We start from the raw sequence: 22,647 nt of genomic DNA, 5'->3' as shown, positions 1-22,647 counted from the left end.
CGGAGCGTGCGGGGGCGGGCAGGGCGGAGCTAGTGTGCTGTGTAGCCAAGGGATCGTCTTTCTAGGGTGTCGATCTTGCGGTGAGACCCCGGCCTGGTGTGGCAACACCGCGTCGGGGTCGTTCGGTTCTCGAACCGTAAGCAGTCGTGACGCTGCGCCGCAAGCTGTCACGATTAGTCATACTTCCTGGCCGTGACGGGGTAGGGAGGTGGGGAGGTTTTCCCAACCTCCCCTTCATCTACCTGCCGGTTAAAGAAGGCGCTCGTGTCACGGGTCTCGTATCCCGACACGCGAATCCCGGGTCCCGGGCTTCGGGCCGGAGCGCTGTTCACATACCCCCGGAAGAGTGACTGAACCGTCCCCGAAGCCCGAGTCTTGCGGCTCGGGACCTGAGCTTCGGGGCCTACGGCTTGCCTTCGCCCAGGGCGGTCCGCAGCCAGTCGAGGCTTCCCTGCGCCAGGAGTTCGTCGGCCAGGCGGTTGGCGGTGTCGGTGACGAGGCGGCCTCGGCTGTTGTCGATCCAGCGCTGGGCGTTCTCGTAGCCCTGGGCCTTGTACTCGATGCCCTGGATCATGCACTCCAGCTTGTCCGCGTCCCGGGCGCAGACCGCCTCCGGCGACTCCTTCGCCTCGTACTCCGCGACCAACTCGCGGACCGCCGAGGCCAGCACCTCGGGCATGCCCGCCGTCTGATCGGCGGTGACTTCCTGCGGGTCGCCGACGGGCGCGTACTTCTTCCCGAGGTGGTTCACGTCCCCGGTGCGGGTCTCCTGCGTGTCGTGCCACACCGCGAGGTAGATGGCCCGGGCGGGGTCCGCGCCCTCCAGCTTCGCGATGACTGTGGCGATCAACGCCGTACGCCATGAATGCTCGGCCACACTCTCCGGATCACGCACTCCGGCCATCCACCAACCGGTGCGCCGCGTCTGCTTGAGCGTGCCCGCCTCGTACAGGAAGCGGCCCACCGCGGGACAGGTCGTCGCTCACGACCCTCTCCTCTCACGCCTCGCTGAGGCGGATCGCATACCGGATGCCCTTCGGCTACGGCGTGTCCACCATGGCGGAGCGAAATGAGCACGGTTCGTGCCACTGCCACCGCCCGGCGGCGACATATCCGCGTGTCCTGGTCAGGCGTTGTGATGCTGTGCCTGGTGCGCCGCCGCGATCCGGTCGATTCGTGCAGCCAGGTCGAAGTCGGCTGCTGTCAGCCGATGCCCGGCATCGTGCGTCGTGATCGCGAACCGTACGTGATCCCATCGCAGGTCGATGTCCGCGTGGTGTCCGATGAGGCGCTCGACATCTGCGACGTTCACGATCATGGCAACGCCACCGTGGTACCGGATCCCGAAGGTGCGTGTGATCGCGTCTTCTTCGCGAACCCAGCCTGGCAACTCAGCCAAGCGCACGCCGATTTCCTCGTCCGGCAGTGGATTCTTGCTCATCGTCAGTTCCCCTCGGACACTGGTGCCAGGATCTCTGCAAGGTCCCGGCCGACCGGGGCATCGTGCCACGGGCGCATCTCCCTTTCCAGCGTGGCAAGTTCCCTGTACATGCGGGCGGAACGGGTCTCGATGGCGATCGTTGCCACGTTACGGGCGATCTCCACCGCCTGGTCCGGCTCCCGCGCTGTGGCGGACTGCTGCTGGAAGTAATCGACCAGGGCGGGATCGACGTGCTGCGGGGCCATCGGACCGGCGACTAGCGCAGCTGCAGTGACGGAGGTGAAGGCTCGGCGGTTCACCTGTTCCTCCTCGTGATGCTCGGGCCGGATCCAGCCCGGCGGGGTCGTGAAGCCCAGGTCCTCAGGCCAACGGCCGAGGGCGTCGTGGAGAACGACCGCGGTCTCTTCTGCCGGCCAGCCGGGACGCTCTCCTTCCCAGCGACGCCACGTCCGCGCGGACACGGTGAACTGGCGGTCGTCCAGCAGCTGCTGTCCGTGCTCGGTGAGTGCTCCAGCAGCTGCCTCAAGGCTCCGCCATCCACGGCGCAGTCGGGCGGCTCGTAGCGCATCGTTGCGGCCCATGCGTTCAGTGTGGGGTGTCATCGTCCGCGCTCCTGGCCGTGGCCGCCGGATGGCCGCATGTGGCCATCGGACGGCCTATTCCTTACTCGACGTACTCGCACATCATCAGGGTGTGACAGCGGGCCATGCGGCGGAACGGCTGAGAGCCCGACGATTGGTCAGGGAGACGGCCATGCCGATGACACTGAAGGTGTACGAGGTGAACCGCACAGGCACTGTCCGTGTCCTGCGGGAAGAGACCGAGGTGATCCCGTTCGAAAGGCCGGAGACGTCGCGCGACTTCCCCGCCTGCGAGTGCCCCATTTGCGCCGAGGTCGCGTCGTGAAGACCGTCGTCCTGGGCGACACCGTCTACAAGACTTGGCTCGGTCACACCCAGCGCTGCGCCACGTGTCGAGCGGGAGTCTCCTGTTCGGCGGCCGTGCGATTGGGCCGTGCATGGCGGGAGGCGCGGCGCGGACGAGGTGCTACGCGGAGGGGGAAGCGCACGATTTCCCGGTTGAGGACGAGACGGGGGCCTACTGTCCGGAGCATGAGGTGACGTTGCTCTGGCGGGGTGATCCGATCACCGTCGCCGATGCGACCGGAGGGGCGGTCGTTGCCCTGGACGTGTTGTCGGCGGGGGCGGACGGTCCGTGCGGCGTTGTCTGCCGCAGTGCGTTGGTGAAGGACCTGGCCAGCGTGCACGCTCTCTGTCTGCGGGAGGACTGTGCTTGCCAGTGTCATGCGGCTGCCACTGCTCTCCGGGAGGCCGGATGAGCATCAACTTCTCGTTGACGGATGTCCGTACGTGTGAGGCGTGCTGGCGAGCCCCGGTGACGGCCGTCCGGCACACCGCCAACGGCCGGGACCTGTTGTGCCGGGCGTGTGCAGAGGGTGGCTGTCCGCGCAGGGTCGACATCTTCCCGCCGTACGGGATCTACCGACTGCACCACCCTCTCAACCAGTCAGCTGCACCGATCAGAGGAGATGAACGATGACCAGCACCCCCGTTCCGGTCGAGGCCGGTAAGCATGGTGGGCCGCCGTTGGACAAGCCGTGGACACCGCCCCAGGAGCCGAAGCCGTCCCCCGACGGCAGCCGGCCCCAGTTCATGCAGCAGTCGTGAGCGGCGCACCGCAGGCACCTACGTACCCGCATCTGGTGCGGGATCTCGCTGATCGCGGGTTGCTCACGGGCCGTTGGAGGCAGGTGTTCGATGCTGTGCCGCGCAGCCGGTTCGTCCCGGCCGATGTCTGGCGGCAACTCCCGGACCGGTGTGAGCCGGTGGTGCGGACGGATGCGTGGCTGGCGTTGGTGAACAGCGACGAGCCGGTCGTCACGCAACTCGACGACGGGACCGAGGACGGGCCCGGCATTGCGACGTCGTCGAACTCGATGCCCTCGATGGTCGCCCGGATGCTCGGGCTGCTCGAAGTCCAGGACGGTCAGCGGGTGGTGGAGATCGGCACCGGCACCGGGTACGTATCCGCGTTGCTCTGCGAACGCCTCGGTGACGACCTGGTCCATAGCGTCGAGCTGGATCCGGTCGTGGCATGGCAGGCGGCCGAGGCCTTGGCGCAGGCCGGGTACCGGCCGCACCTGCGCGTCGGCGACGGTGAGCAGCCCTGGCCCGGCCTGGGACCGGTGGACCGGCTGATCGCCACCTGCGCCCTGCGGTACGTTCCGTACGCGCTGCTCCGACAGGTCCGGCCCGGCGGAGTGGTCGTTGCTCCGCTCGCCCGCGAGTTCTGGTCCGGTGCCATGGTCCAGCTCCACGTTCAGGACGACGGCACCGCGACCGGCCCGTTCTGCGGCGGGGCCACGTACATGCCGATGCGAGCACACCGCCTCCCCGACCTCCACGACGTCCAAGGCAAGGGAAGAGCCCGCGCGGCCGGCCTGGACCCCGCCCAACTCCTCGACCTCGGGTTCGCCCTGTACGCGGGGGCGCGGCTGCCCGGCGTACGGCTCATCCACCAAGACATCGCTGACGGCGTCCAGGTCTGGGCGACCCGCGAGAACGGAAGCGCCGCGACAGCCGCCACCGGAGAAGAGGTGTGGCAGTACGGCCCCGGGTTCCTCTGGGAGGAGATCGAGCAGACCTGGTGGGAGTACGAAACGGAAGGCCGGCCCGACGCCGACCAGTTCGGGCTGACCGTCACCGACCGAGGCCAACAGGTGTGGCTGCGGGATCCGAGCGAGGTCATCCGGCCGAGCCGGGCGTGACCCGTGCCGGTTTCCGCTCGTGCGCACCGAGCGGGTCAACAGGGGGGCCACGCCCGGCCGGGGGCCCTCAGGTCACAGAGCGATCAGTCCTGCCACCGTTTCGCTGAAACCGCATGCATCGAAGTAGAACGGTCGCAAGTGTTCTTCGAAGTCGACATGCAGCCACTCACAGCCCGCAGCACGGCATCCGTCAGCTGCTGCCGCGATCAGCGCGGATCCGACTCCGTTCGATCGGTTGCTCTGAGCCACGACCGTGTCCAGGATGAACGCATGAACGCCGCCGTCCCAGGCGACGTTGACGAAGCCCACCAAACGATCACCTTCCCGGGCGCAGACCCAGCCGAGGCTGTGACGTTCCAGCCTTGCGCGCCAGTCCGTCTGCCCGACCGGATGATCGAACCCTTTGGCATGCAGCTCATTGAGCGCCGCGTTGTCGACGTCGCCCCGCCACTCGTACGTGATCTCCATGATCCAAACCTAGTAAGCACCGGAGTCGGACTACGGAGCGTGCCGACGGGCTCGCTCGCGGCACAATGGCCGGATGACCGCCAGACGGATCACCCATCGCACAGCGGACGGCGTCCGCATACCCGGAACCTGGCGCCACGCCTTCATCCGCAACGGAAGCTCCTACTTCCTCACCGACCTCGTCATCTACGCCGACGGGCTCATCGACTGCTGGGGTCTGGTGACCTTCGAGGAGTTCGAGGAGAAACTCCGGACCGGCTGGGTGGCCACCACGTTCCCGGAAGGCGCCGAGGCGTCCGCACACGGTCTGGCGCGCTGGACGTTCGGCGAGCCCCGGAGTCAGCTCACGCCCGAGTTGTTCGCCACCGAGGTCCGCGACGCCATCGACCAGCTGAACGGCCGCCCCGATTCGACCGACCGCTGCCTGGCCGCCGTGGACGTCTTCCTCGCCGACCGGACGGAGGAAAACCGGACGGCGGCCCGTAACGCCTTCCTGTCCATCCCGGTATCGCAACGCCGTTACGCCCTGGGGGACATGGACAGCAAGGACTGGCCGCTGCGCGTGCTGGTGGCGGGCCCCGGCGGCACGACGTACCTGCCGCCCGACCCGCCGGTCACCCAGGACTCGTACGAACGGGCTCTCGCGTACTTCGAGGACCGGGCCCGTTGGATGGCCGAACGGGACACGCGGGCCCGCGCGGACGGACCGACGGCTCCCCACAACCCGGCGATCACTCTCCACCACACCTTTCCACGCGAGCCCGAGGCCCACCCCGGCCAGGGCGGCCTGCGCAACGACTACCCAGCCCCGATCACCGTGAAGAAGATCGTCTACCCCTCCGTCGCCCACGCCTACTGGGCTCTGTCAGTCGCCGATCCGGAGGCCCACGACGCGGTCGCCGCAGCGGACACCTCTGCCGCAGCACGCAAGCTGGCGGCCGGACCATCGCGCCGCGAGGACTGGACCCACGTCCGCACCGCCGTCATGACGAGCCTGCTGCGCGCCAAGTACGACCAGCATCCCGAGCTGGCCGAGATCCTGCTGGAGACGGACGACGCCACCCTGATCTACGAGGACGTGGACTCGACCTACTGGGGCGACAGCGGCGGCCGGGGCCGCAACTGGGCGGGCCGCCTTCTCGAACTCGTGCGCTCCGAACTCCACCTGCGGCGAGTTGGGTTCTCCGGCCTCTGATGCCGGAAAGCGGCCCACCCCGGCCGGGCAGTCGATCGCCGAGTACGGGCGCGGACCGCCGCGCTCCATCACTCCTCACGCAGGCCCGTGATCAGATCGCGCGGCAGTCCATGGGTGTCGTGGAGGTGGTGGAAGTCCTCCTCGCTCAGAGGGCCTTGGAACCGGGGCCGGGTGAGCACCCGTCGGCCACGTTCCAGGAGCCGGTCGAACCGGTGCTCCTCTTCGCGCAGCATCCGCAGCACGTCGCCCGGGCGCATGTCCTGCCGGAAGTGGTCCGAGGAGTGCCCGACCAGCTCTTCCGGCAGGTCTTCGATGCCGTGCGAGGCGTCCTCCCGCCGGAGCACGGTGAGTACGCGTCGTAGCAGGCGGCGCAGCACGTAGCCCTGGCCCGTGCTGGCCGGGCGCACGCCGTCGCCGAACAGCACGACGGCCGAGCGCAGATGGTCGCAGACCAGGCGCAGCGAAGGTTCTTCCAGGGTCCACAGGGCCGGCACGAGGCGGCGCCAGGGCTCGAAGACGTCGCACTCGAAGACGGACGACGTGCCCTGGAGCAGTGAGGCCAGCCGCTCCAGGCCGAGTCCGGTGTCGACGTTGCGCTGCGGAAGCGGTACGAGGGAGCCGTCGTCGAGCCGGCGGTGGGTCATCGTCACGTGGTTCCACACCTCCACCCAGCGGTCGTCGCGGGTGGGCGTCGACTGCGGCGGGCCGTCACCGCTCCACAGGAAGATCTCCGAGTCGGGGCCGCACGGTCCGACAGGTCCGCCGGATCCGTTGGGCCACCAGTTGTCCTCCACGGTGAGTTCCACGGGGACGCCGAGGCGCTGCCACAGCTCGACAGAAGCGGTGTCCGGCCCTGTCCGGCCGTCGCCGGCGAAGGCGGTGGCGTGCAGCAGGCCGGGGTCGACGCCCAGGCCCTCGGTGAGCAGCCCGTACCCCCAGTCGAGACTGACCGGGCCCTCGTAGTCGCCCAGCGACCAGGTGCCGAGCATCTCGAAGACGGTGAGGTGGGTGGCGTCTCCGACCTCGTCCAGGTCCGTGGTGCGCAGACAGCGCTGTACGTTGACGAGCCGCTTGCCCAGCGGATGGGGGCGGCCCTCCAGGTACGGGGTGAGCGGGTGCATGCCGGAGGTGGTGAAGAGCACGGAGTCGCCGGGTGGTGGCAGCAGGGTCGAGCCGGTGATCCGGCGGTGGCCGCGCTCTTCGTAGTACTCGACGAACGTCCTGACCAGCTGGTCCGAATGCATGGGAGTGGCTCCTTCGCGTTGCGGCGGGGGAGGCACCGGAGAACGGGACCGTTCGGTCACCCGGCCGGGGTCAGAGGCTCCACGGCACTGCCGACGGACCGTTTCCGGTCGCCGGGGGAAAGAAAGAAGGTCAGGCGGCGGCAACCGGCGAGCTGGTCGCTCGCGCGGTCGCGGTGGTGCTCAGGCCGGTGACGTTCATGTGAATGACCATAACGCGGCCCTTCCCGCCCGAGCACGTGGATTTTCCGGCCCGGCCCGCCCGAGCACACGAATTCGCCGGCCCTGCGCCCGCCGACGCGCCTGCCCGCGAAGGAGCGCGGCGGGCTCAGCCCGTGATCAGCCGCGGCCGTGCGAAGTCCGTGTTGTCCACGACGGCGTCCATCCTCGGCAGCGGGTCCACCTCATCGAGATACAGGCGCTCCGCCACCAGGTAGCGGTCGCGGTGGATCGCCTCAGCGTCCGAGCCCGCCCAGTTCCGGTCGCGTTCCGCACCCCGGCTCACGGAGAGTTCGGCGTCCACGTCCATCCAGACGCGGAAGTCCCAGTACGCGTCGATCTCGGGGCGGAACGCGAAGACGCCGTCCACGATCAGCACCGAGTCCGGGGCGAGGGGGGCCGTGTCGGCCGCGTGGTTCTCCTGCGTCAGCGGGTCGATGGAGCACAGTGCGCAGGACGCCGCCTCCGGGGAGCGGGCGGGGTCCAGCAGGAGGCGCTTGGCCGCGTCGTAGTCGTACGCGTTGCGGTAGTAGCCCTCGCCCGACTCCCGGTCGTACAGGTGGCGGTCCTTCCACGGGTTCTTGAAGTCGTCCAGCGTGGCGCGGAGCACCGGGCGGCCCGACGCCGCTATGCGCTCGGCCAGTTCGTGGCCGAAGCTCGTCTTCCCCGCCGCCGTGAAGCCGTCGATGCCCACGAGCAGCCGGCCCGGACCGACGGCCAGGACGCGTTCCGCGAGTGCTTCGGTCAGGGCGCTGCGCTCGACCGACGCCGGTGCGGGGCAGGGCTGTTGCCAGGTCGAGGGCGAGTGCCGTACGGATGCCGCGTCAATGGGTCCCATCGGCTGATCCTCGCAAAGGCTCCTGGCGGGCCCTCAGGTGGGCCCGTTCGCCCTGGTGGCCGAAGAGGACCAGCAGTTCCACGGTCCGGTCGTCGTCGGGGCCGAGCCAGTGCGGCACGTGCGTGTCGAACTCGGCCGCCTCGCCCGGCTTCAGGACCAGCGTCCGTTCGCCCAGGATCAGCCGGAGCCGCCCGGCCAGCACGTACAGCCACTCGAAGCCCTCGTGGGTGCGCAGGGTCGGCTCGGTGCCCGTCGGCCTCGGAGGGATCAGCAGCTTGTGGGCCTGGACCCCGCCGGGGCGGCTCAGCGGTACGTACGTGAGGCCTTCCCGGGTGACCGGGCGGAGGTGGATGCGCGGGTCGCCCGTGCGCGGTGCGCCCACCAGTTCGTCCAGCGGCACCGCGTGGACCTCCGCCAGCGGAAGCAGCAGTTCCAGCGTGGGCTTGCGCGTGCCGCCCTCCAGGCGGGACAGCGTGCTCTCGTTGATCCCGGTCCGCTCCGCCAGCTCGGCCAGCGTCATTCCGTGCCTGCGCCGCAACTCCCGCAGCCGGGGGCCTACTGCGGCCAGTACGCCGTCCTTGCCGCCCCTGGGGGTGTGCCCTGCCGCTGCTTCCATGGCTGCCATGTCCGTCAGGTTGCCGAAACGGCATGGGAGCTTGCAAGGGTGGCAGGCCGCGGCGCATCTTCCTGTTCCAGCGGGGTGCTCGTCCGGAGCGGCCTCCACGTGCATGAAAGGGAACCGCGATGAGCAGCGACGCCACCGAGTCCGCCGCCTTCTGGGAGAGCCATTACGCCGCCGTCGACGCGCGGTGGGGCACCCGGCCCAACGTCGTCCTCGCCGAGGTCGTCACCGCCCTGGCCCCCGAACCGGGCGGCGGAGGCCGGGCGCTGGATCTCGGCTGCGGGCACGGCGGTGACGCGCTCTGGCTCGCCTCGCTCGGCTGGGACGTCACCGCCGTCGACGTCTCGGCGACCGCACTGGGCCGGGTCGCCGCCGGGGCGGACGCGGCCGGGCTGGCCGACCTGGTCCACCCGAGCCGGCACGATCTGGCACGGTCCTTCCCCGACGGGATGTTCGGCCTGGTGGCCGCCAGCTACTTCCACACCCCCGTGGAGATCCCCCGCGAGCAGGTGCTCCGGCGCGCGGCCGGCGCCGTCGCCCCCGGCGGCCTCCTGGTGCTGGTCGAGCACGCCTCGCATGCCCCCTGGTCCTGGCGGGACGGCAACGAGGACGTGCGGTTCCCCGCACCCGAGGACGTACTCGCTTCCCTGCGGCTCGGCGACGGATGGCGGACCGAGCGGTGCCACGCGCCCCGGCGGACCGCCACCGGGCCCGGCGGCGAGACGGCGACCGTGACCGACAACGTCGTCGCCGTCCGCCGCGCCGGGATCCGGGACTGAGCCGCCCGCCCGCGGGCCGCCTCGACCAAGCGGCCGCCTTCGGGCGTTGCGGGCGGACGTCCGCCGGGCCGGGCTCAGGCGGGGGTGAGTTCGGCTGCCCCGAAGGAAACGCCGAACCGGGCACACCAGATGCTCACGCCGGTGAACTCGTCGAGGTCGATGCCGGCCGGCAGGGCGTAGTTCTGGTCGCCCTTGTTGCCCTTGAGCTTGCCGAGGCTCTCGTACGCGCCGTCGTCGAACACCTTCCAGCCCTCCTTGCCCTCCTTGACCGGAGCGTCGGTGATCCAGACGTACAGATCGGGGCCGTTGCTGGTGTCCAGGCCCTCCAGGCGCAGAGTCCGCGAGCCGTCGGGCAGGCGGACCACCTTGACCGTGCCGGTCGTGCGGTGCTCGTGGCTGATCAGCTCACCGGTCGCCAGCGTCTTCGGTTCCGGCGGCGCCGTGGACCGGGAGGCGCCGGGGGAAGGCGGCGCGGCCTCCGGCGGGGCGGTGGGGACGGCCAGTTCCTCGCGTACGGTCCTGTCCTGCCACAGCTTCCAGGGCTGGAACCAGTACAGCCCCGCGCTCACGACCAGCGTGGCGGCGATCAGCCCGCCGGCGAGCACGGGCCCGCGCGATCGCCGTCGCTTCGGAGCGTCCGCCTGCTGCGGATCGTGCGTGGTCATGGTCCTGCCTCTCTTCGGGCCTGCCGGGTGTCGGGCACGGGCCGTAACCCGGTGTGCATCGGAACGGGAAGGACGCCCTCGCGCCACTGGACCCAGTAGACGCGCCCGAACAGGGCCCACCAGGGTCTTCGTATGCCGACGACGGTTCCCGGGTTGTCGCCTTCGCGGTGGTGGAACACCGTGTCCCCGACCCGTGACGCGACGGGACCGGACGCCCCCGGCACCGGAGTGCGGGCCCCCCGGGAGGTGTTGCGGCAGGGGCGGCGGCGCCGCCGGCCAGGGTGAGGGACATGGCCTTCACCCTACGAAGGCGCAGTGGACATAAGGGACTTCAGGTTCTTACGAAAGCGGAACGTCGGCGGCTGGACCGGGGCCGGACGCGCCGGTCGGCGCCGACCGGTGCGAGGCTGGGCCCATGCAGACACCACCGCTGGACGCCGGGCTCCGCGTGCTCGTCGTGGACGACGACCTGACCGTGGCCGAGGTCGTCGCGGGGTACCTGGGCCGCGCCGGGTACGAGGTCACCCGCGCCGACGACGGACCGGCGGCCCTGGAGTGCGCCGCGCGGCACCGGCCCGACCTGGTCGTCCTGGACCTGATGCTGCCCGGCATGGACGGTCTGGAGGTCTGCCGCCGACTGCGTGCGGAGGCGCCCGTACCGGTCATCATGCTGACGGCACGCGGTGACGAGGACGACCGGATCCTCGGCCTGGAGGTGGGGGCCGACGACTACGTCACCAAGCCGTTCAGCCCTCGCGAACTCGTCCTGCGCGTCGAGTCGGTCCTGCGCCGCAGCCGCACCGCTCCGGCCCCCGGCCCGGGCGCACCGCTGCTGGCGGACGGCCTCCGGGTGGACCCGGTGGCACGCCACGCGTCCAAGAGCGGGACCGATCTGGCTCTGACCATGCGGGAGTTCGATCTGCTGGTCTTCCTCCTGCGGAACCCGGGCCGGGCGGTCGGCCGTGAGGAACTGATGCGCGAGGTGTGGGGCTGGGAGTTCGGCGACCTGTCGACCGTCACGGTCCACATCCGCAGGCTGCGCGGAAAGGTCGAGGACGACCCGGCCAGGCCGCGGCTGATCCAGACGGTGTGGGGCATGGGCTACCGCCTCGACCTGCCGGATGACGCATGCGAGGGCGGGCCCGGACAGCCCGACCGGACTGCGCAGTCCGGCGGACCCGCGGAGCCCGGCCGGCCGTCCGACCGGCCCGGACAGTCCGGCGGACCCGCGCAGTCCGGCCGGCCGGGGCACTCCACCTCGACCGGGGGCTGAGCACCCATGCTGGACATCCTCGTCATCGCCCTGCTGGCCTTCCTGGGCGCCGCGGTCGCCGGTCTGCTCGGCGCCCTGGCGCTGCGGCTCCTGCGGCACCGTTCCCTCGTGGTCACTCTGACCGTCGTCGCGGCCGTCGCGGTCCTCGCCATGCTGCTCGGAACCCTGGCCGTGGCCTGGGAGATGTTCCTGTCGCCGCACGACCTGAACGTGATCGTGATCGTCGTGGCGATGGCCGCCGTGGTCTCGCTGGCCACCGCCCTGCTGCTCGGCCGCTGGGTGGTCGCCCGCAGCGTGGCCCTGACCGAGGCGGCCCGATCGTTCGGTGACGGGGGCAGCTTCGCCGCGCCCGCGCGGGCGGCGACCGCGGAACTGACGGCGCTGAGCGCGGAGCTGGAGTCCAGCAGTGCCAAGCTGGCGGAGTCCAGGCGCCGGGAACGGGCCCTGGAGGCATCACGGCGAGAGCTGGTGGCCTGGATCTCGCACGACCTGCGTACCCCGCTCGCAGGACTGCGCGCCATGTCCGAGGCCCTGGAGGACGGTGTGGCCGCCGATCCCGACCGCTATCTGCGCCAGATCCGCACCGAGGTCGAACGCCTCGACACCCTGGTCGGTGACCTATTCGAGCTGTCCCGCATCCACGCGGGCGCCCTCGCCCTGAGCCGCGCCCGGATCTCCGTGTACGACCTGGTCGCCGACGCCATGGCCGGGGCGGACCCGCTCGCCCGGGAGCACGGGGTACGCCTGGTGGGCGAAGCGGTCGACCGGGTGCCGGTGGAGGTCGACAGCAAGGAGATGAGCCGCGTCCTGGGGAACCTCCTCGTGAACGCGATCCATCGCACTCCCTCCGACGGCACCGTCGCGGTGGCCGCACAGCGCACCGAGGGCGGTGTCGTCCTGTCCGTCACCGACAGTTGCGGCGGCATCCCCGAGGAGGACCTGCCGCGCGTCTTCGACACCGGCTGGCGCGGTAACCACGCCCGTACACCGCCGGCCGGAGCAGGGCTCGGCCTGGCCATCGTGGCGGGCATCGTCGAGGCCCACCAAGGGCGGGCAGCCGTGCGCAATGTGATGGGCGGTTGCCGCTTCGAAGTCACCCTGCCCACGGCGGGTGCTCGGGCGGGGTGACGGCGGAACCTTCCCGGCGGGCGCGGGGGCGCTCCGTCCGGGGCCGCCGGCCCCGCCCCGGACCGCTACGGCGCCCCCTCCGGCTCCGCCGTACCCGCCGCCTCCCGCCTGTCCGGCTCCATCGCCTCCGCCGCCGTCACCCGGTCCCGCGCCCTGAGGTCGCGGGTCTGCTCCGCCACCCACCCGGGGCTGACCGCCGGAGGGTGACCCGGGACCTTACCGCTCATGACCAGGCAGAACGGGTGGCCCACCGGGTCGAGGAGCACCCGTACGTCGTCCTGGGGCTGGAACTCCGCGGGTGTCGCGCCCTCCGCCACCGCGTGGGCCACGCCCGCCTCCATGTCCGTCACCTCGAAGTCCAGGTGCAGCATCATCAGCTGGTCGCCGGGGGAGGCGGAGGGGGCGGGCCAGACCGGGGGCACGTACGCCTCCTCCGTCTGGAAGCCCAGACCGGAACCCCCGCCGGGTGGGGCGAGCCGCACCCAGCCCGGCTCCTCCTGCACGGTCCCCCATCCCAGGAGACGGCGGTAGAAGTCCGCCAGCTCCGCCGCGTCCGGGGCGTCGAGCACCGTGCAGGACAGGGTCAGGGACGGTCGCGGCGGTCGTGGGGTGGTGGTCACGGTTGCCTCCTCGGGGCGGAGCTGTGCCGGTACTCATACCCTGGGCCGGCGCCTTCACCAGCCCCCGCGCCCGGCTCACCCCGCGCCCCCGCCTCAGCCCGCGACGATGTCCTCGTACCCGCCGATCTCGCGCGGGTCGCGCGTCCCCGGGCCGATGTACGTCGCCGACGGGCGCACCAGGCGGCCCGTGCGCTTCTGCTCCAGGATGTGCGCCGACCAGCCCGCCGTCCGGGCGCACGTGAACATCGACGTGAACATGTGCGCCGGGACCTCCGCGAAGTCCAGGACGATCGCCGCCCAGAACTCCACGTTCGTCGCCAGGACACGGTCCGGACGCCGCGCGTGCAACTCCTCCAGCGCGGCCTTCTCCAGCGCCTCCGCCACCTCGAAGCGCGGCGCGGCCAGCTCGCGGGCCGTGCGGCGCAGGACACGGGCGCGCGGGTCCTCGGCGCGGTAGACGCGGTGGCCGAAACCCATCAGCCGCTCGCCCCGGTCCAGGGCCTGCTTCACGTACGCGGTCGCGTCGCCCGTGCGCTCGATCTCCTCGATCATGCCGAGGACCCGGGACGGGGCGCCGCCGTGCAGCGGGCCCGACATCGCGCCCACCGCGCCGGACAGGGCCGCAGCGACGTCCGCCCCGGTCGAGGCGATGACCCGGGCGGTGAACGTGGAGGCGTTCATGCCGTGCTCGGCCGCCGACGTCCAGTAAGCGTCGACCGCCTTGACGTGCTTCGGGTCCGGCTCGCCGCGCCAGCGGATCATGAACCGCTCCACCACCGACTGCGCCTTGTCGATCTCGCTCTGCGGCACCATCGGCCGCCCCTGGCCGCGCGCCGACTGGGCGACGTACGACAGCGCCATCACGGCCGCCCGTGCCAGGTCGTCCCTGGCGGTCGCCTCGTCGATGTCCAGCAGCGGTTTCAGGCCCCAGACGGGCGCCAGCATCGCCAGCGCCGACTGCACGTCGACCCGGATGTCACCGGAGTGCACGGGGATCGGGAACGGCTCGGCCGGCGGCAGCCCGGGGTTGAACGCCCCGTCCACCAGCAGACCCCACACGTTCCCGAACGAGACATGGCCGACGAGGTCCTCGATGTCGACCCCTCGATAACGGAGCGAACCGCCTTCCTTGTCCGGTTCGGCGATCTCCGTTTCGAACGCGACGACTCCCTCAAGACCGGGTACGAAGTCGGACATCAGGCGGCTCCCTCAGTTCGGCGGGCGGCGGGCGGGCGGTGCTGTGGTCGGCTGCCGTGGCGTACGTGGCGTACGTACGTGGAGCAGGTGCGGGAACGCCGCGCTGTACGAGGACCACAGTGGCCTGCCCCAAGATATTGGCGGGTACCCACGGAACGGGGAAGCGTGACATCCGGCACAGGGCCCCTTTCGACGGCCCGTGGTTACGGGCCCTCCCCGCCGGGCACACTCGGCCGCTGCGGCAGGATGGACCCGTGCCCACACCAGATCACTCCGTGCCGACTCCGGATCACGCTGTGCCCGCACCGGATCATGCCGCCCATCAGGCTCCTTCCGCCGGGACCTCCCGTGACTCCGCAGGGTCCTCCCGTACCGATTCCACCACCGATCCGGCGGCCATGCGCGAGCAGTACCGCTCGGAGGACTTCACCGAGCGTGACCTCAGCCCCGACCCGATGGACCAGTTCGCCCGCTGGTTCCGCCAGGTCGCCGCCGGCGGGGTGCTGCACGAGCCCAACGCGATGATCGTCTCCACCGCCACCCCGGACGGCCGCCCGTCCTCGCGCACCGTGCTGCTCAAGCAGTACGACGACCGGGGCTTCGTCTTCTTCACGAACTACGACTCCCGCAAGGGCCGCGAGCTGGCCGCCAACAGTCACGTCTCGCTGCTCTTCCCCTGGCACCCGATGGCCCGGCAGGTCATCGTCACCGGCACCGCCTCCCGCACCTCCCGCGAGGAGACCGTCGGCTACTTCCGCACCCGCCCGCACGGCTCCCAGCTCGGCGCGTGGGCCAGCGACCAGTCCACCGTCGTCGGCTCCCGCGAGGAGCTGATCACGCGGTACGAGGAGCTGGCCACGCGCTATCCGGAAGGCGAGAAGGTCCCGGCCCCGCCGCACTGGGGCGGCTTCCGGGTGGTGCCCGAGACGATCGAGTTCTGGCAGGGGCACGCGAACCGGCTGCACGACCGGCTGCGGTACGTCAGGGAGGGCGAGGACGAAGGGGCGTTGGGCGGGTGGCGGGTGGAGCGGCTCTGCCCGTAGATCCCGATCGTCATCCGCGTCGCCGGGCAGACGCAGAAACCCGCAGGCTCTGGTTCCTCCGTGCACAGAGGAGCCGGCCGGACTTACCGGCGAGCCTGCGGGTCGGTGACTGCTCGGGATTGGCCGGCGTCCGGCCATTGCACTGCAAAGAGCGCGACGACGGGCGTCAGCCCGCAGTCACCTCACGAGTCCGAGAAGAAATCACTTCCGGAACACCTCCTTTCTTCGCTGCCCACAGCCTAGGAGCGTCCCGGATCGCGGTTCAACCCCTTTATTCGGTACGGGTGAGGCCCAGCGCGCCCCGGACCTTCCGCAGGTCCACGAACTTGAAGCCGGTGGCCTCCCGTCCCTCCTGCGCCGGGGTGGCGTTGCCGTCCTGGACGACGAGCAGGCCTCCCGGGTACCGGCTGCCGAGCGGTTCGTTCAGCACCGCCGCGCCGTCGCAGAACTCGGAGCCGTCCAGCGTCGCCGAGGCAGCCGTGACGCGGAAGCCGCCCGCGTACCCGGCCCTGGCACCTCGCCCGGACCGGAGGGCGTACGCGGCGAAGGTGTCGTCGCCCTGGCTGGAGGCCAGCAGGTACCGGCCGCCGTTCCGCTCGGGGAGCAGGGTCAGCCCCTCCACGTCGGCCGAGATGCGGGTGCCGCCGAAGCCCGGGTCCGTGCCGGGGGCGCACTCCTCGCTCTCCTCGTCGTACGTCCCCGGCACGCCGTACTCGCGGACCTTGTCGACCAGCACCGGCTTCCCCCGCAGGTCGGCGGGCATCCGCCAGATGCCCACGTCCTCCTGGCCGGCGTAGAGAGCGCCGTCGGCCGGGTCGACCACCATCCCCTCCACCTGGGGCAGCTCGCCCGGTTCGCCGCAGGGCGTCCAGGCCGTGCCGTCGGGCAGCCGGAACGCGGAGGGCAGGTCGAGGCTCCGGACCTTGCGGTAGGTGACGGTGCCGGACCGGGTCGGCAGCAGCTCCAGCAGCGCGATCGACGTGCGGTCGCGCCGGCTGGCCAGCGCGTACGAACGGCCGCTGCGGCGGTCCGTCCAGGTGGCCAGACCGTACGCCGTCGCCTGCTCGTCGACCTCGTCCTGCCCGGCGGAGAACACCCGGGGCGCGGCCGGGTCGGTGACGTCCGTCAGCGGACCGCCGGGGCGGGACGGGTCGATGCGGTGGATGCGCAGGCGGTCGTGGCCCCGGTCGGAGGTGACGGCGAGGTCCGTCGCCCGGCCCGGCGCCCGTCCCGAGGGCAGGCGCAGGCCGTGCACCAGGTCGACGTTGTTGAAGCGGCCCGGGGCGTGGTCGGGGCCGGGCGCGGCGGGGGCGGGCAGCGACTGTACGAGGCGGGCGTCCAGGTCGTAGACCCGCAGCCCGCCCTCCTTGGCGGTGGCGATCACCAGGCTGCGGTCCGGGTCGGCGGGGTTGCGCCAGATCGCGGGGTCGTCCGCGTTGGCGTTGCCGCCCTGCTCGTCGTCGTACAGCGTGGCGGTCTCGGCGCGCGGGGTGACGGCGGGGAGCGGCCGGGGGGCGTCCTGCCGGGCGGGGGCCACGGATGCGGGGGCGGGGGCCGCGGCGGTGAGCGTCGCGAGCGCGGCGCAGACGGCCACGGCGGTCGCGGCCGCCGGACGTGCGGTGCGGAAGGGCGTCACGGAAGGGCTCCTTGCGGTCGAAGGACGAAGGCCGGAGGCCGGAGGAGAGGGGCCGCGAGCGGCCGGGGCCGAGGCGGACGAGGGCGCCCCAAGGCTGGGTGCGCGCGGTGGACTCCGTATGACGTCGTCGCCACGTAAGGCCGTGCCGCCGGTGAACTCCCCGCACCGGCGGGCTCGGTGGGCCCCGGCGCGTTCGCGGCGCGTGGCGCGAAACCATCGGGAAGCCGCCAGGAATCCGCCGGCGGGACAAATGATTTCGGTGAAGTTGATGTGTGCTCAGTCACGTTCGAGTTGAATGGTCTGACGTGCAGCAATACACGCGGCGAAGCGTGGGAGAACAGCCGACACGTTCTGCGGGGGGTGCGGAGTGGGTGCTTCCAGGAGCAGCGGGACCACCGACGAGCTCGGACCGGACGAGGATTCCGGCGGCGGGTCGCCGGGGCGCTCCGCGAACCCCGGGCCCCCAGCCGGCGAGGACGGGATCCCCGGTGCGCCCGACGGGTCCGAGCTGCTGGCGGCGCTGCTCGACGGCATGGACGCGGCGCTCTGTGCCTTCGACGCCGAAGGCACGGTCACCCACTGGAACCGCGAGGCCGAACGCATCCTCGGCTGGTCGGCGCGGGAGGCCGTGGGCCGGGCCGGCTTCGCGGGCTGGGCGGTGCGCCGGGCCGACGCCGACGAGGTGCGGGCGCGGCTGATGTCCGCCATGGACGCGCCGGGACGGCAGGTGCACGAGTTCGCGCTGCTGCGCAAGGACGGCGGCCGGGTGCTGGTGCGGACCCAGTCCGCCGGGGTGCGCGGCGCGGACGGGAAACCGGCAGGGGTCTACTGCGCGTTCAGCGAGGTGCACGCCCAGATCGACCTGGAGCGGGCCATCGCGCTGAGCGAGGCGCTGCTGGAGGACGCGTCCTGGGGCGTGGTCCTCGTCGACGTCGACCTGCGCCCGACGGTCGTCAACGCCTGCGCCTCCCGCGCGCTCGGCGGTGGCCGCACCACGCTCCTCGGCCGCCCGCTGGGCGAGCTGGTGACCCAGGGCGTCGAGGAGCTGGAGGCGGCCCTGCACCATGTGCTCGCCGAAGGCGCCCCGAGCGCCCCGGCAGAGCTGTGGGTGACCCTGCGGACGGCCAAGGGCGAGCGCCGCCGCTGCTGGCGCAGCGGATTCCTGCGGCTGGCCTCGCCGCTGACGGAGGAACCGGTCCCGCTCGGCGTGGGCTGGCTGTTCCGGGACGTCACCGCCGCCAAGCTCGCGGAGCAGGAGGCCGACCGGTTGCGGTTCCGGACGAGCCAGCTGCACCGGGCCGCCCGTACGGCCTCCGAGTGCGAGGACCCGATGGAGGCGGCGACCTCCCTGCTGGACTTCGCGCTCGCCGGGTTCGCCGACCACGTCCTGGTCGACCTGGTGGCGGGCGAGCGCCTGGTACGTACGGCCGCCACACCCTTCGACGCGCCCGGCCCGTGTCTGCCGGTCGCGGGGGGCTCCATCCCGGCCCGCTACGATCCCGGCCACCCGGCCCTCCGGTCCGTCGAGCGCACCGGCACCGTCCGTACGAGCGCGGGCGCCGACGACGCGGGGGCGGCGGCGGCCTGGGCCACGGACCGCCGCTGGCCCCCGGACGCGGCGCACGCGCTCTGCGCGGTGCTCCGCAGCCGGGGCCGGACGCTGGGCGTGCTGACGTTCCTCCGCGCGGCGAACCGGGCCGCCTTCGAACGCCCGGACACGGCGTACGCGGAGACGGTCGCGGCCCGGGTCGCGGGGGCGGTCGACCTGGCCCAGGTGACGGCGGGCCGTTAGGGCGTGTCTGGCTATTCCCGTCGTCGCCGGCAGGGCGGCCGCGCGGCGGCAGGTGCTCTCGGCGTGCCGGCCCCAGGCCCTCCTACTGGACGCACTCGGGTCCGGGGTCGGTGCGGCGCGAGTGCGTGCAGGGCGTCGTGAGGCAGACGGGAATCGTCGGACCAGGGCCTGGGGTCTCTCGTTCGGATCATGCCGGGCCCGCGAGCCCGGCATGATCCGAAGGAAAGGCCTCAGCCGAAGAGGTGCCGGCCGGCGGGGTGTCGCCCGGTGTGGTGCCGGCTCCCGCCAACCCGGGCTGACGGCCCGGGTCACGCCGCCGGCCTGTCCACGACGGTGAGACCCGGCCCACGACGGTGCGGACCCGTCCACAACAGCGGGCCCCCGTCCACAACAGTGCGGCGCGTGGCTCAGTGGCGGTAGAAGATCCGCTCCCGGTACTCCGTCATGACCCGGCCGTTCCACTCGTGGCCGCCGTCGACGTTTCCCGAGCGCAGCATCGGCGGCTCGACGCCCCGGGCCACCAGCCGCTCGACGGCGGCCGCCAGCATCGCCTGCATGATCGCGCTGGTCACCACGGTCGAGGCGGGGGCGAAGGGGGCATCGACGCCGGGGACCGTCAGCTCCGCGTCCCCGATCGCGATCTTGCTGTCGAGGACGATGTCGCAGTGGTCCCGCAGGAAGCCGCCCGAGGCGTGCCGGGAGCGGGTGTTCTCCGCGTACGCGACCGAGGTGACGCCGATGACCTTCAGCCCGAGGGCGCGGGCGTTCTGCGCCATCTCGACCGGCAGGGCGTTGCGCCCGGAGAGCGAGACGATCACCAGGAGGTCCCCGGCGGTGGCGGGGCTGGAGTCCAGGACGGCCGAGGCGAGCCCGTCCACCCGCTCCAGCGCCGAGCCGAGCGTGGCGGGCATGACGTCCACGCCGACCGCGCCGGGCACGGTGAGCAGGTTCATCAGCGCGAGGCCGCCCGCGCGGTAGACGACGTCCTGGGCGGCCAGCGAGGAGTGGCCCGCACCGAAGGCGAAGAGCCGGCCGCCCGATTCGACGGTGTCCGCGACGGCCGCGCCGGCGGCGGCGATGCTGTCCGCCTCCTCGTCCCGCACCCGCGTCAGCAGGCCGATCGCCGCATCGAGGAACTGACCGGCCAGCTTGCTGTCGCTCATCGGGGAGAGCCCTTTCGGCGGGGGACGGGAGGGTGGTGCGAAGGGGCGTCGGGCAGGCGGGAACGCCCGTGCCGCCGATCACGTTGCGGTCTGGACCACTGGCCTGTCAATAGCGCCCTGCGACCCCGTGCGTACGCACTTCCACCGGTCTTCCGCCGGGGCGGCACGGTTGTCGGCACTATGGGTCAGAATTGGTGCAGGGCCATCGCACGACGTTTTCTAGTCACAGCATCGAGGGGCACGTATGTCCGGACTGATCGACACCACGGAGATGTATCTCCGCACCATCCTCGAACTGGAAGAGGAAGGCGTGGTCCCCATGCGCGCCCGCATCGCCGAACGGCTGGACCAGAGCGGTCCGACCGTCAGTCAGACGGTGGCCCGCATGGAGCGCGACGGACTGGTCCAGGTCGCGGGGGACCGCCACCTGGAGCTGACCGAGGAGGGCCGCCGCCTCGCCACCCGCGTCATGCGCAAGCACCGGCTCGCCGAGTGTCTGCTCGTGGATGTGATCGGCCTGGAGTGGGAGCAGGTCCACGCCGAGGCCTGCCGCTGGGAGCACGTGATGAGCGAGGCGGTGGAGCGGCGGGTGCTGGAGCTGCTGCGCCACCCGACGGAGTCGCCGTACGGGAATCCCATCCCGGGCCTGGAGGAGCTGGGCGAGAAGGCCGAGGCCGACCCGTTCCTGGACGACTCCATGGTGAGCCTGGCCGACCTGGACCCGGGCTCCGAGGGCAAGACCGTGGTGGTGCGGAGGATCGGGGAGCCGATCCAGACCGACGCCCAGCTGATGTACACGCTGCGCAGGGCCGGGGTGCAGCCCGGGTCCGTCGTCAGCGTGACCGAGTCGCCCGGCGGGGTGCTGGTCGGCTCCAGCGGGGAGGCGGCCGAACTCAACTCCGAGGTCGCCTCGCACGTCTTCGTCGCCAAGCGCTGAGCCGAAGGCCGTCCGGCGCCGACGTGTTCGTCGCCCGGCGTCGACGCGCCGGTCTGCCCGGTTGTCGGTCACGGCAACACAACCGTGATGTGCGCTTTCCGATTTCCGTCCGGAATGGCAGCGGCCGGACGCGTCACATGCCAGGCTGAAGCCGGGCAGAGGACCTGAGGGTGTCGGCCGGCACGGTCGGGGAGGGAGCAGGGGATGCGCCCGTCGTACCACCACACGCACCGCACGGTGCCCGTCGCACTTCGCAACGCCCTGGTCCCGGCCGGTGCGGGGCGGTTCGCGCCGCCGCCTGCCATCGTTGTCGGGGCGGCCGAGGGCCGTCCCGAGAGCCGTCCCCGGACAGGGGGCGGCCCCGGCGTCCGAAGACGCCGGGGCCGTTCCTCCCCTGTGCTGACCCGGAGCCCCGAGCTCTCAAGGTCAGCCCCCGCGGGCCCCTGTCCCCGAGCGGCCCGCCTCCCGTTGAAGATCTCCCCAGGCCGGCCGACGTCAATCCTTGACGGGTGTCACTCGAACGTGGGGTCTTGGGTGGCGGAGGCCGTTTTCGAATAAGAGTTCGATAGCCTGGCGGGGTGCGACCACACGGTGATCGAGGACCAGAAGGGGGTGCCAGAACTATGGTGCGGCGCATCGACGTGACCGGAACCGACGGCGTACGCCTCGCGGCATGGGAGTTCGCCGACCCGCCCAAGGGGCGCGCGGAAGCGGACGGCGCTCCCGGGGTCTTACTGCTGCACGGGCTGATGGGCCGGGCCTCGCACTGGGCCCCGACCGCCCGCTGGCTCGCCGAACGGCACCGTGCGGTCGGCCTCGACCAGCGGGGCCACGGCCGCAGTGACAAGCCCGCCGACGGCCCGTACACCCGCGACGCCTACGTCTCCGACGCCGAGGCCGCGATCGAGCAGCTCGGGCTCGGTCCCGTCACCGTCGTCGGCCACGCCATGGGAGCGCTCACCGGCTGGCAGCTCGCCGCCAAGCGCCCCGACCTCGTCCGCGCCCTCGTCGTCTGCGACATGCGGGCCTCCGCCCTCGGGGCGGCCTCCCAGCGTGAGTGGAGCGACTGGTTCGACTCCTGGCCGCTGCCCTTCGCCACCCTCGCCGACGTACGGAAGTGGTTCGGCGAGGACGACCCCTGGGTCGAGCGGCCGAACCCCTCGCGCGGGGACTTCTACGCCGAGGTGATGGCCGAGAGCGAGGACGGCTGGCGCCCCGTCTTCTCCCGCCGCCAGATGCTCCGCTCCCGCGCCACGTGGGTCTTCGACGCCCACTGGGAGGAGCTGGCCCAGGTCCGGTGCCCCGCGCTGGTGCTGCGCGGCCTCGACGGGGAGCTGGGCCGCGCCGAGGCCCAGGAGATGGTCCGCGTCCTTCCGCGCGGGCAGTACGCGGAAGTGGCGGACGCGGGCCACCTCGTCCACTACGACCAGCCGGAGGGCTGGCGGGCCGCGGTGGAACCGTTCCTGGAACAGCTCGCCGAGGACAACCGCGACGACCGCGAACCGGTTTCGCCGTAGCCGTAGCCGTAGCCGTAGCCGTAGCCGTAGCCGTAGCCGTAGCCGTAGCCGTAGCCGTAGCCGTAGCCGTAGCCGAAGGCGTCGG

23 protein-coding genes are annotated in these 22,647 nt (G+C 71.9%); 11 read left to right on the top strand and 12 right to left on the bottom strand.

All coding sequences use genetic code 11. The features are described 5' to 3' along the window. Positions 1-403: 403 nt before the first annotated feature. From IG90_RS0107515 to IG90_RS0107505, 3 genes are all read right to left on the bottom strand, one after another. Entirely contained in the window at positions 404-964 is a 561-nt protein-coding gene (locus IG90_RS0107515) for an HD domain-containing protein (RefSeq protein ID WP_030579425.1), read from the bottom strand. A 162-nt stretch (positions 965-1,126) separates the two neighbouring features. Then, the gene (locus IG90_RS0107510; RefSeq protein WP_030579423.1) at positions 1,127-1,441 is read right to left on the bottom strand and encodes a 4a-hydroxytetrahydrobiopterin dehydratase; all 315 of its coding nucleotides are present in this window, start codon (positions 1,439-1,441) and stop codon (positions 1,127-1,129) included. Between the two features lie 2 nt (positions 1,442-1,443). Next, positions 1,444-2,022 (bottom strand): hypothetical protein, encoded by a 579-nt coding sequence (locus tag IG90_RS0107505; RefSeq protein ID WP_051860036.1) that lies wholly within the window; start codon positions 2,020-2,022, stop codon positions 1,444-1,446. A 172-nt stretch (positions 2,023-2,194) separates the two neighbouring features. On the opposite strand from IG90_RS0107505, the gene IG90_RS44710 reads away from it, so the two are divergent. From IG90_RS44710 to IG90_RS0107485, 3 genes are all read left to right on the top strand, one after another. Continuing rightward, the gene (locus IG90_RS44710; RefSeq protein ID WP_167344986.1) at positions 2,195-2,347 is read left to right on the top strand and encodes a hypothetical protein; all 153 of its coding nucleotides are present in this window, start codon (positions 2,195-2,197) and stop codon (positions 2,345-2,347) included. Positions 2,348-2,997: 650 nt separating this feature from the next. Next, entirely contained in the window at positions 2,998-3,129 is a 132-nt protein-coding gene (locus IG90_RS46645; RefSeq protein ID WP_267958688.1) for a hypothetical protein, read from the top strand. Beyond that, positions 3,126-4,229 (top strand): methyltransferase domain-containing protein, encoded by a 1,104-nt coding sequence (locus IG90_RS0107485; protein ID WP_030579414.1) that lies wholly within the window; start codon positions 3,126-3,128, stop codon positions 4,227-4,229. Before IG90_RS46645 ends, IG90_RS0107485 begins: the two co-directional genes overlap by 4 nt. A 72-nt stretch (positions 4,230-4,301) precedes the next feature. On the opposite strand, the gene IG90_RS0107480 is transcribed toward IG90_RS0107485, so the two are convergent. Further along, positions 4,302-4,697: a GNAT family N-acetyltransferase gene (locus IG90_RS0107480; RefSeq protein ID WP_030579411.1), complete on the bottom strand. Its 396-nt coding sequence runs from the start codon at positions 4,695-4,697 to the stop codon at positions 4,302-4,304. A gap of 73 nt (positions 4,698-4,770) precedes the next feature. Between IG90_RS0107480 and IG90_RS0107475 the strand changes: the two genes are divergently transcribed. Then, complete coding sequence (locus tag IG90_RS0107475; RefSeq protein ID WP_030579409.1) at positions 4,771-5,892, top strand: NADAR family protein; 1,122 nt, start codon at positions 4,771-4,773, stop codon at positions 5,890-5,892. 68 nt (positions 5,893-5,960) lie between these two features. Here the strand turns inward: IG90_RS0107475 and IG90_RS0107470 are convergent, their stop codons facing one another. From IG90_RS0107470 to IG90_RS0107455, 3 genes are all read right to left on the bottom strand, one after another. Next, positions 5,961-7,136, bottom strand: a complete 1,176-nt coding sequence (locus IG90_RS0107470; protein ID WP_030579406.1) for an alanine--tRNA ligase-related protein — start codon at positions 7,134-7,136, stop codon at positions 5,961-5,963. Between the two features lie 325 nt (positions 7,137-7,461). After that, entirely contained in the window at positions 7,462-8,190 is a 729-nt protein-coding gene (locus tag IG90_RS0107460; RefSeq protein ID WP_030579403.1) for a nucleoside/nucleotide kinase family protein, read from the bottom strand. Next, on the bottom strand, positions 8,177-8,815 hold the full coding sequence (locus tag IG90_RS0107455) for a helix-turn-helix domain-containing protein (protein ID WP_030579400.1): 639 nt from the start codon (positions 8,813-8,815) through the stop codon (positions 8,177-8,179). Before IG90_RS0107455 ends, IG90_RS0107460 begins: the two co-directional genes overlap by 14 nt. 119 nt (positions 8,816-8,934) lie before the next feature. On the opposite strand from IG90_RS0107455, the gene IG90_RS0107450 reads away from it, so the two are divergent. Continuing rightward, positions 8,935-9,591, top strand: a complete 657-nt coding sequence (locus IG90_RS0107450) for a class I SAM-dependent methyltransferase (RefSeq protein WP_030579397.1) — start codon at positions 8,935-8,937, stop codon at positions 9,589-9,591. Between the two features lie 74 nt (positions 9,592-9,665). Here the strand turns inward: IG90_RS0107450 and IG90_RS0107445 are convergent, their stop codons facing one another. Beyond that, entirely contained in the window at positions 9,666-10,256 is a 591-nt protein-coding gene (locus IG90_RS0107445; RefSeq protein WP_063739478.1) for a DM13 domain-containing protein, read from the bottom strand. Between the two features lie 415 nt (positions 10,257-10,671). On the opposite strand from IG90_RS0107445, the gene IG90_RS0107440 reads away from it, so the two are divergent. Then, positions 10,672-11,529 (top strand): response regulator transcription factor, encoded by an 858-nt coding sequence (locus tag IG90_RS0107440; RefSeq protein ID WP_051860037.1) that lies wholly within the window; start codon positions 10,672-10,674, stop codon positions 11,527-11,529. A 6-nt stretch (positions 11,530-11,535) separates the two neighbouring features. Next, positions 11,536-12,657, top strand: coding sequence for a sensor histidine kinase (locus IG90_RS0107435; protein WP_030579389.1), 1,122 nt, complete (start codon positions 11,536-11,538; stop codon positions 12,655-12,657). A 65-nt stretch (positions 12,658-12,722) separates the two neighbouring features. Here the strand turns inward: IG90_RS0107435 and IG90_RS0107430 are convergent, their stop codons facing one another. Continuing rightward, positions 12,723-13,277 carry a VOC family protein gene (locus IG90_RS0107430; RefSeq protein WP_030579386.1) on the bottom strand — a complete coding sequence of 185 codons (555 nt, stop codon included), beginning with the start codon at positions 13,275-13,277 and terminating at the stop codon, positions 12,723-12,725. Positions 13,278-13,370: 93 nt separating this feature from the next. Continuing rightward, on the bottom strand, positions 13,371-14,474 hold the full coding sequence (locus IG90_RS0107425; protein ID WP_030579381.1) for a citrate synthase 2: 1,104 nt from the start codon (positions 14,472-14,474) through the stop codon (positions 13,371-13,373). 398 nt (positions 14,475-14,872) lie between these two features. On the opposite strand from IG90_RS0107425, the gene pdxH reads away from it, so the two are divergent. Next, positions 14,873-15,517 carry a pyridoxamine 5'-phosphate oxidase gene (gene pdxH / locus IG90_RS0107415; protein ID WP_030579379.1) on the top strand — a complete coding sequence of 215 codons (645 nt, stop codon included), beginning with the start codon at positions 14,873-14,875 and terminating at the stop codon, positions 15,515-15,517. 271 nt (positions 15,518-15,788) lie between these two features. Here the strand turns inward: pdxH and IG90_RS0107410 are convergent, their stop codons facing one another. Beyond that, positions 15,789-17,153, bottom strand: coding sequence for a phytase (locus IG90_RS0107410; protein WP_030579376.1), 1,365 nt, complete (start codon positions 17,151-17,153; stop codon positions 15,789-15,791). A 367-nt stretch (positions 17,154-17,520) separates the two neighbouring features. Between IG90_RS0107410 and IG90_RS0107405 the strand changes: the two genes are divergently transcribed. Then, complete coding sequence (locus IG90_RS0107405; protein ID WP_030579373.1) at positions 17,521-18,945, top strand: PAS domain-containing protein; 1,425 nt, start codon at positions 17,521-17,523, stop codon at positions 18,943-18,945. Between the two features lie 407 nt (positions 18,946-19,352). Here IG90_RS0107405 and IG90_RS0107400 read toward each other — a convergent pair whose 3' ends face one another. After that, entirely contained in the window at positions 19,353-20,108 is a 756-nt protein-coding gene (locus IG90_RS0107400) for an SIS domain-containing protein (RefSeq protein ID WP_030579370.1), read from the bottom strand. A gap of 244 nt (positions 20,109-20,352) precedes the next feature. Here IG90_RS0107400 and IG90_RS0107395 point away from each other — a divergent pair, with 244 nt between their 5' ends. Together IG90_RS0107395 and IG90_RS0107390 are read left to right on the top strand one after the other, a co-directional pair. Beyond that, complete coding sequence (locus tag IG90_RS0107395) at positions 20,353-21,045, top strand: iron-dependent transcriptional repressor DtxR (protein ID WP_030579366.1); 693 nt, start codon at positions 20,353-20,355, stop codon at positions 21,043-21,045. A gap of 623 nt (positions 21,046-21,668) precedes the next feature. Then, positions 21,669-22,562 (top strand): alpha/beta fold hydrolase, encoded by an 894-nt coding sequence (locus IG90_RS0107390; protein ID WP_030579363.1) that lies wholly within the window; start codon positions 21,669-21,671, stop codon positions 22,560-22,562. The last annotated feature ends 85 nt before the right edge of the window (positions 22,563-22,647 follow it).

The sequence above is a fragment of the Streptomyces anulatus genome, assembly GCF_000721175.1.
In the GTDB taxonomy this organism is placed as follows: Bacteria; Actinomycetota; Actinomycetes; order Streptomycetales; family Streptomycetaceae; genus Streptomyces; species Streptomyces anulatus_C.
The sequence above is the reverse complement of the archived record's forward strand: the minus strand, read 5'-3'. Positions and strand labels throughout refer to the sequence as shown.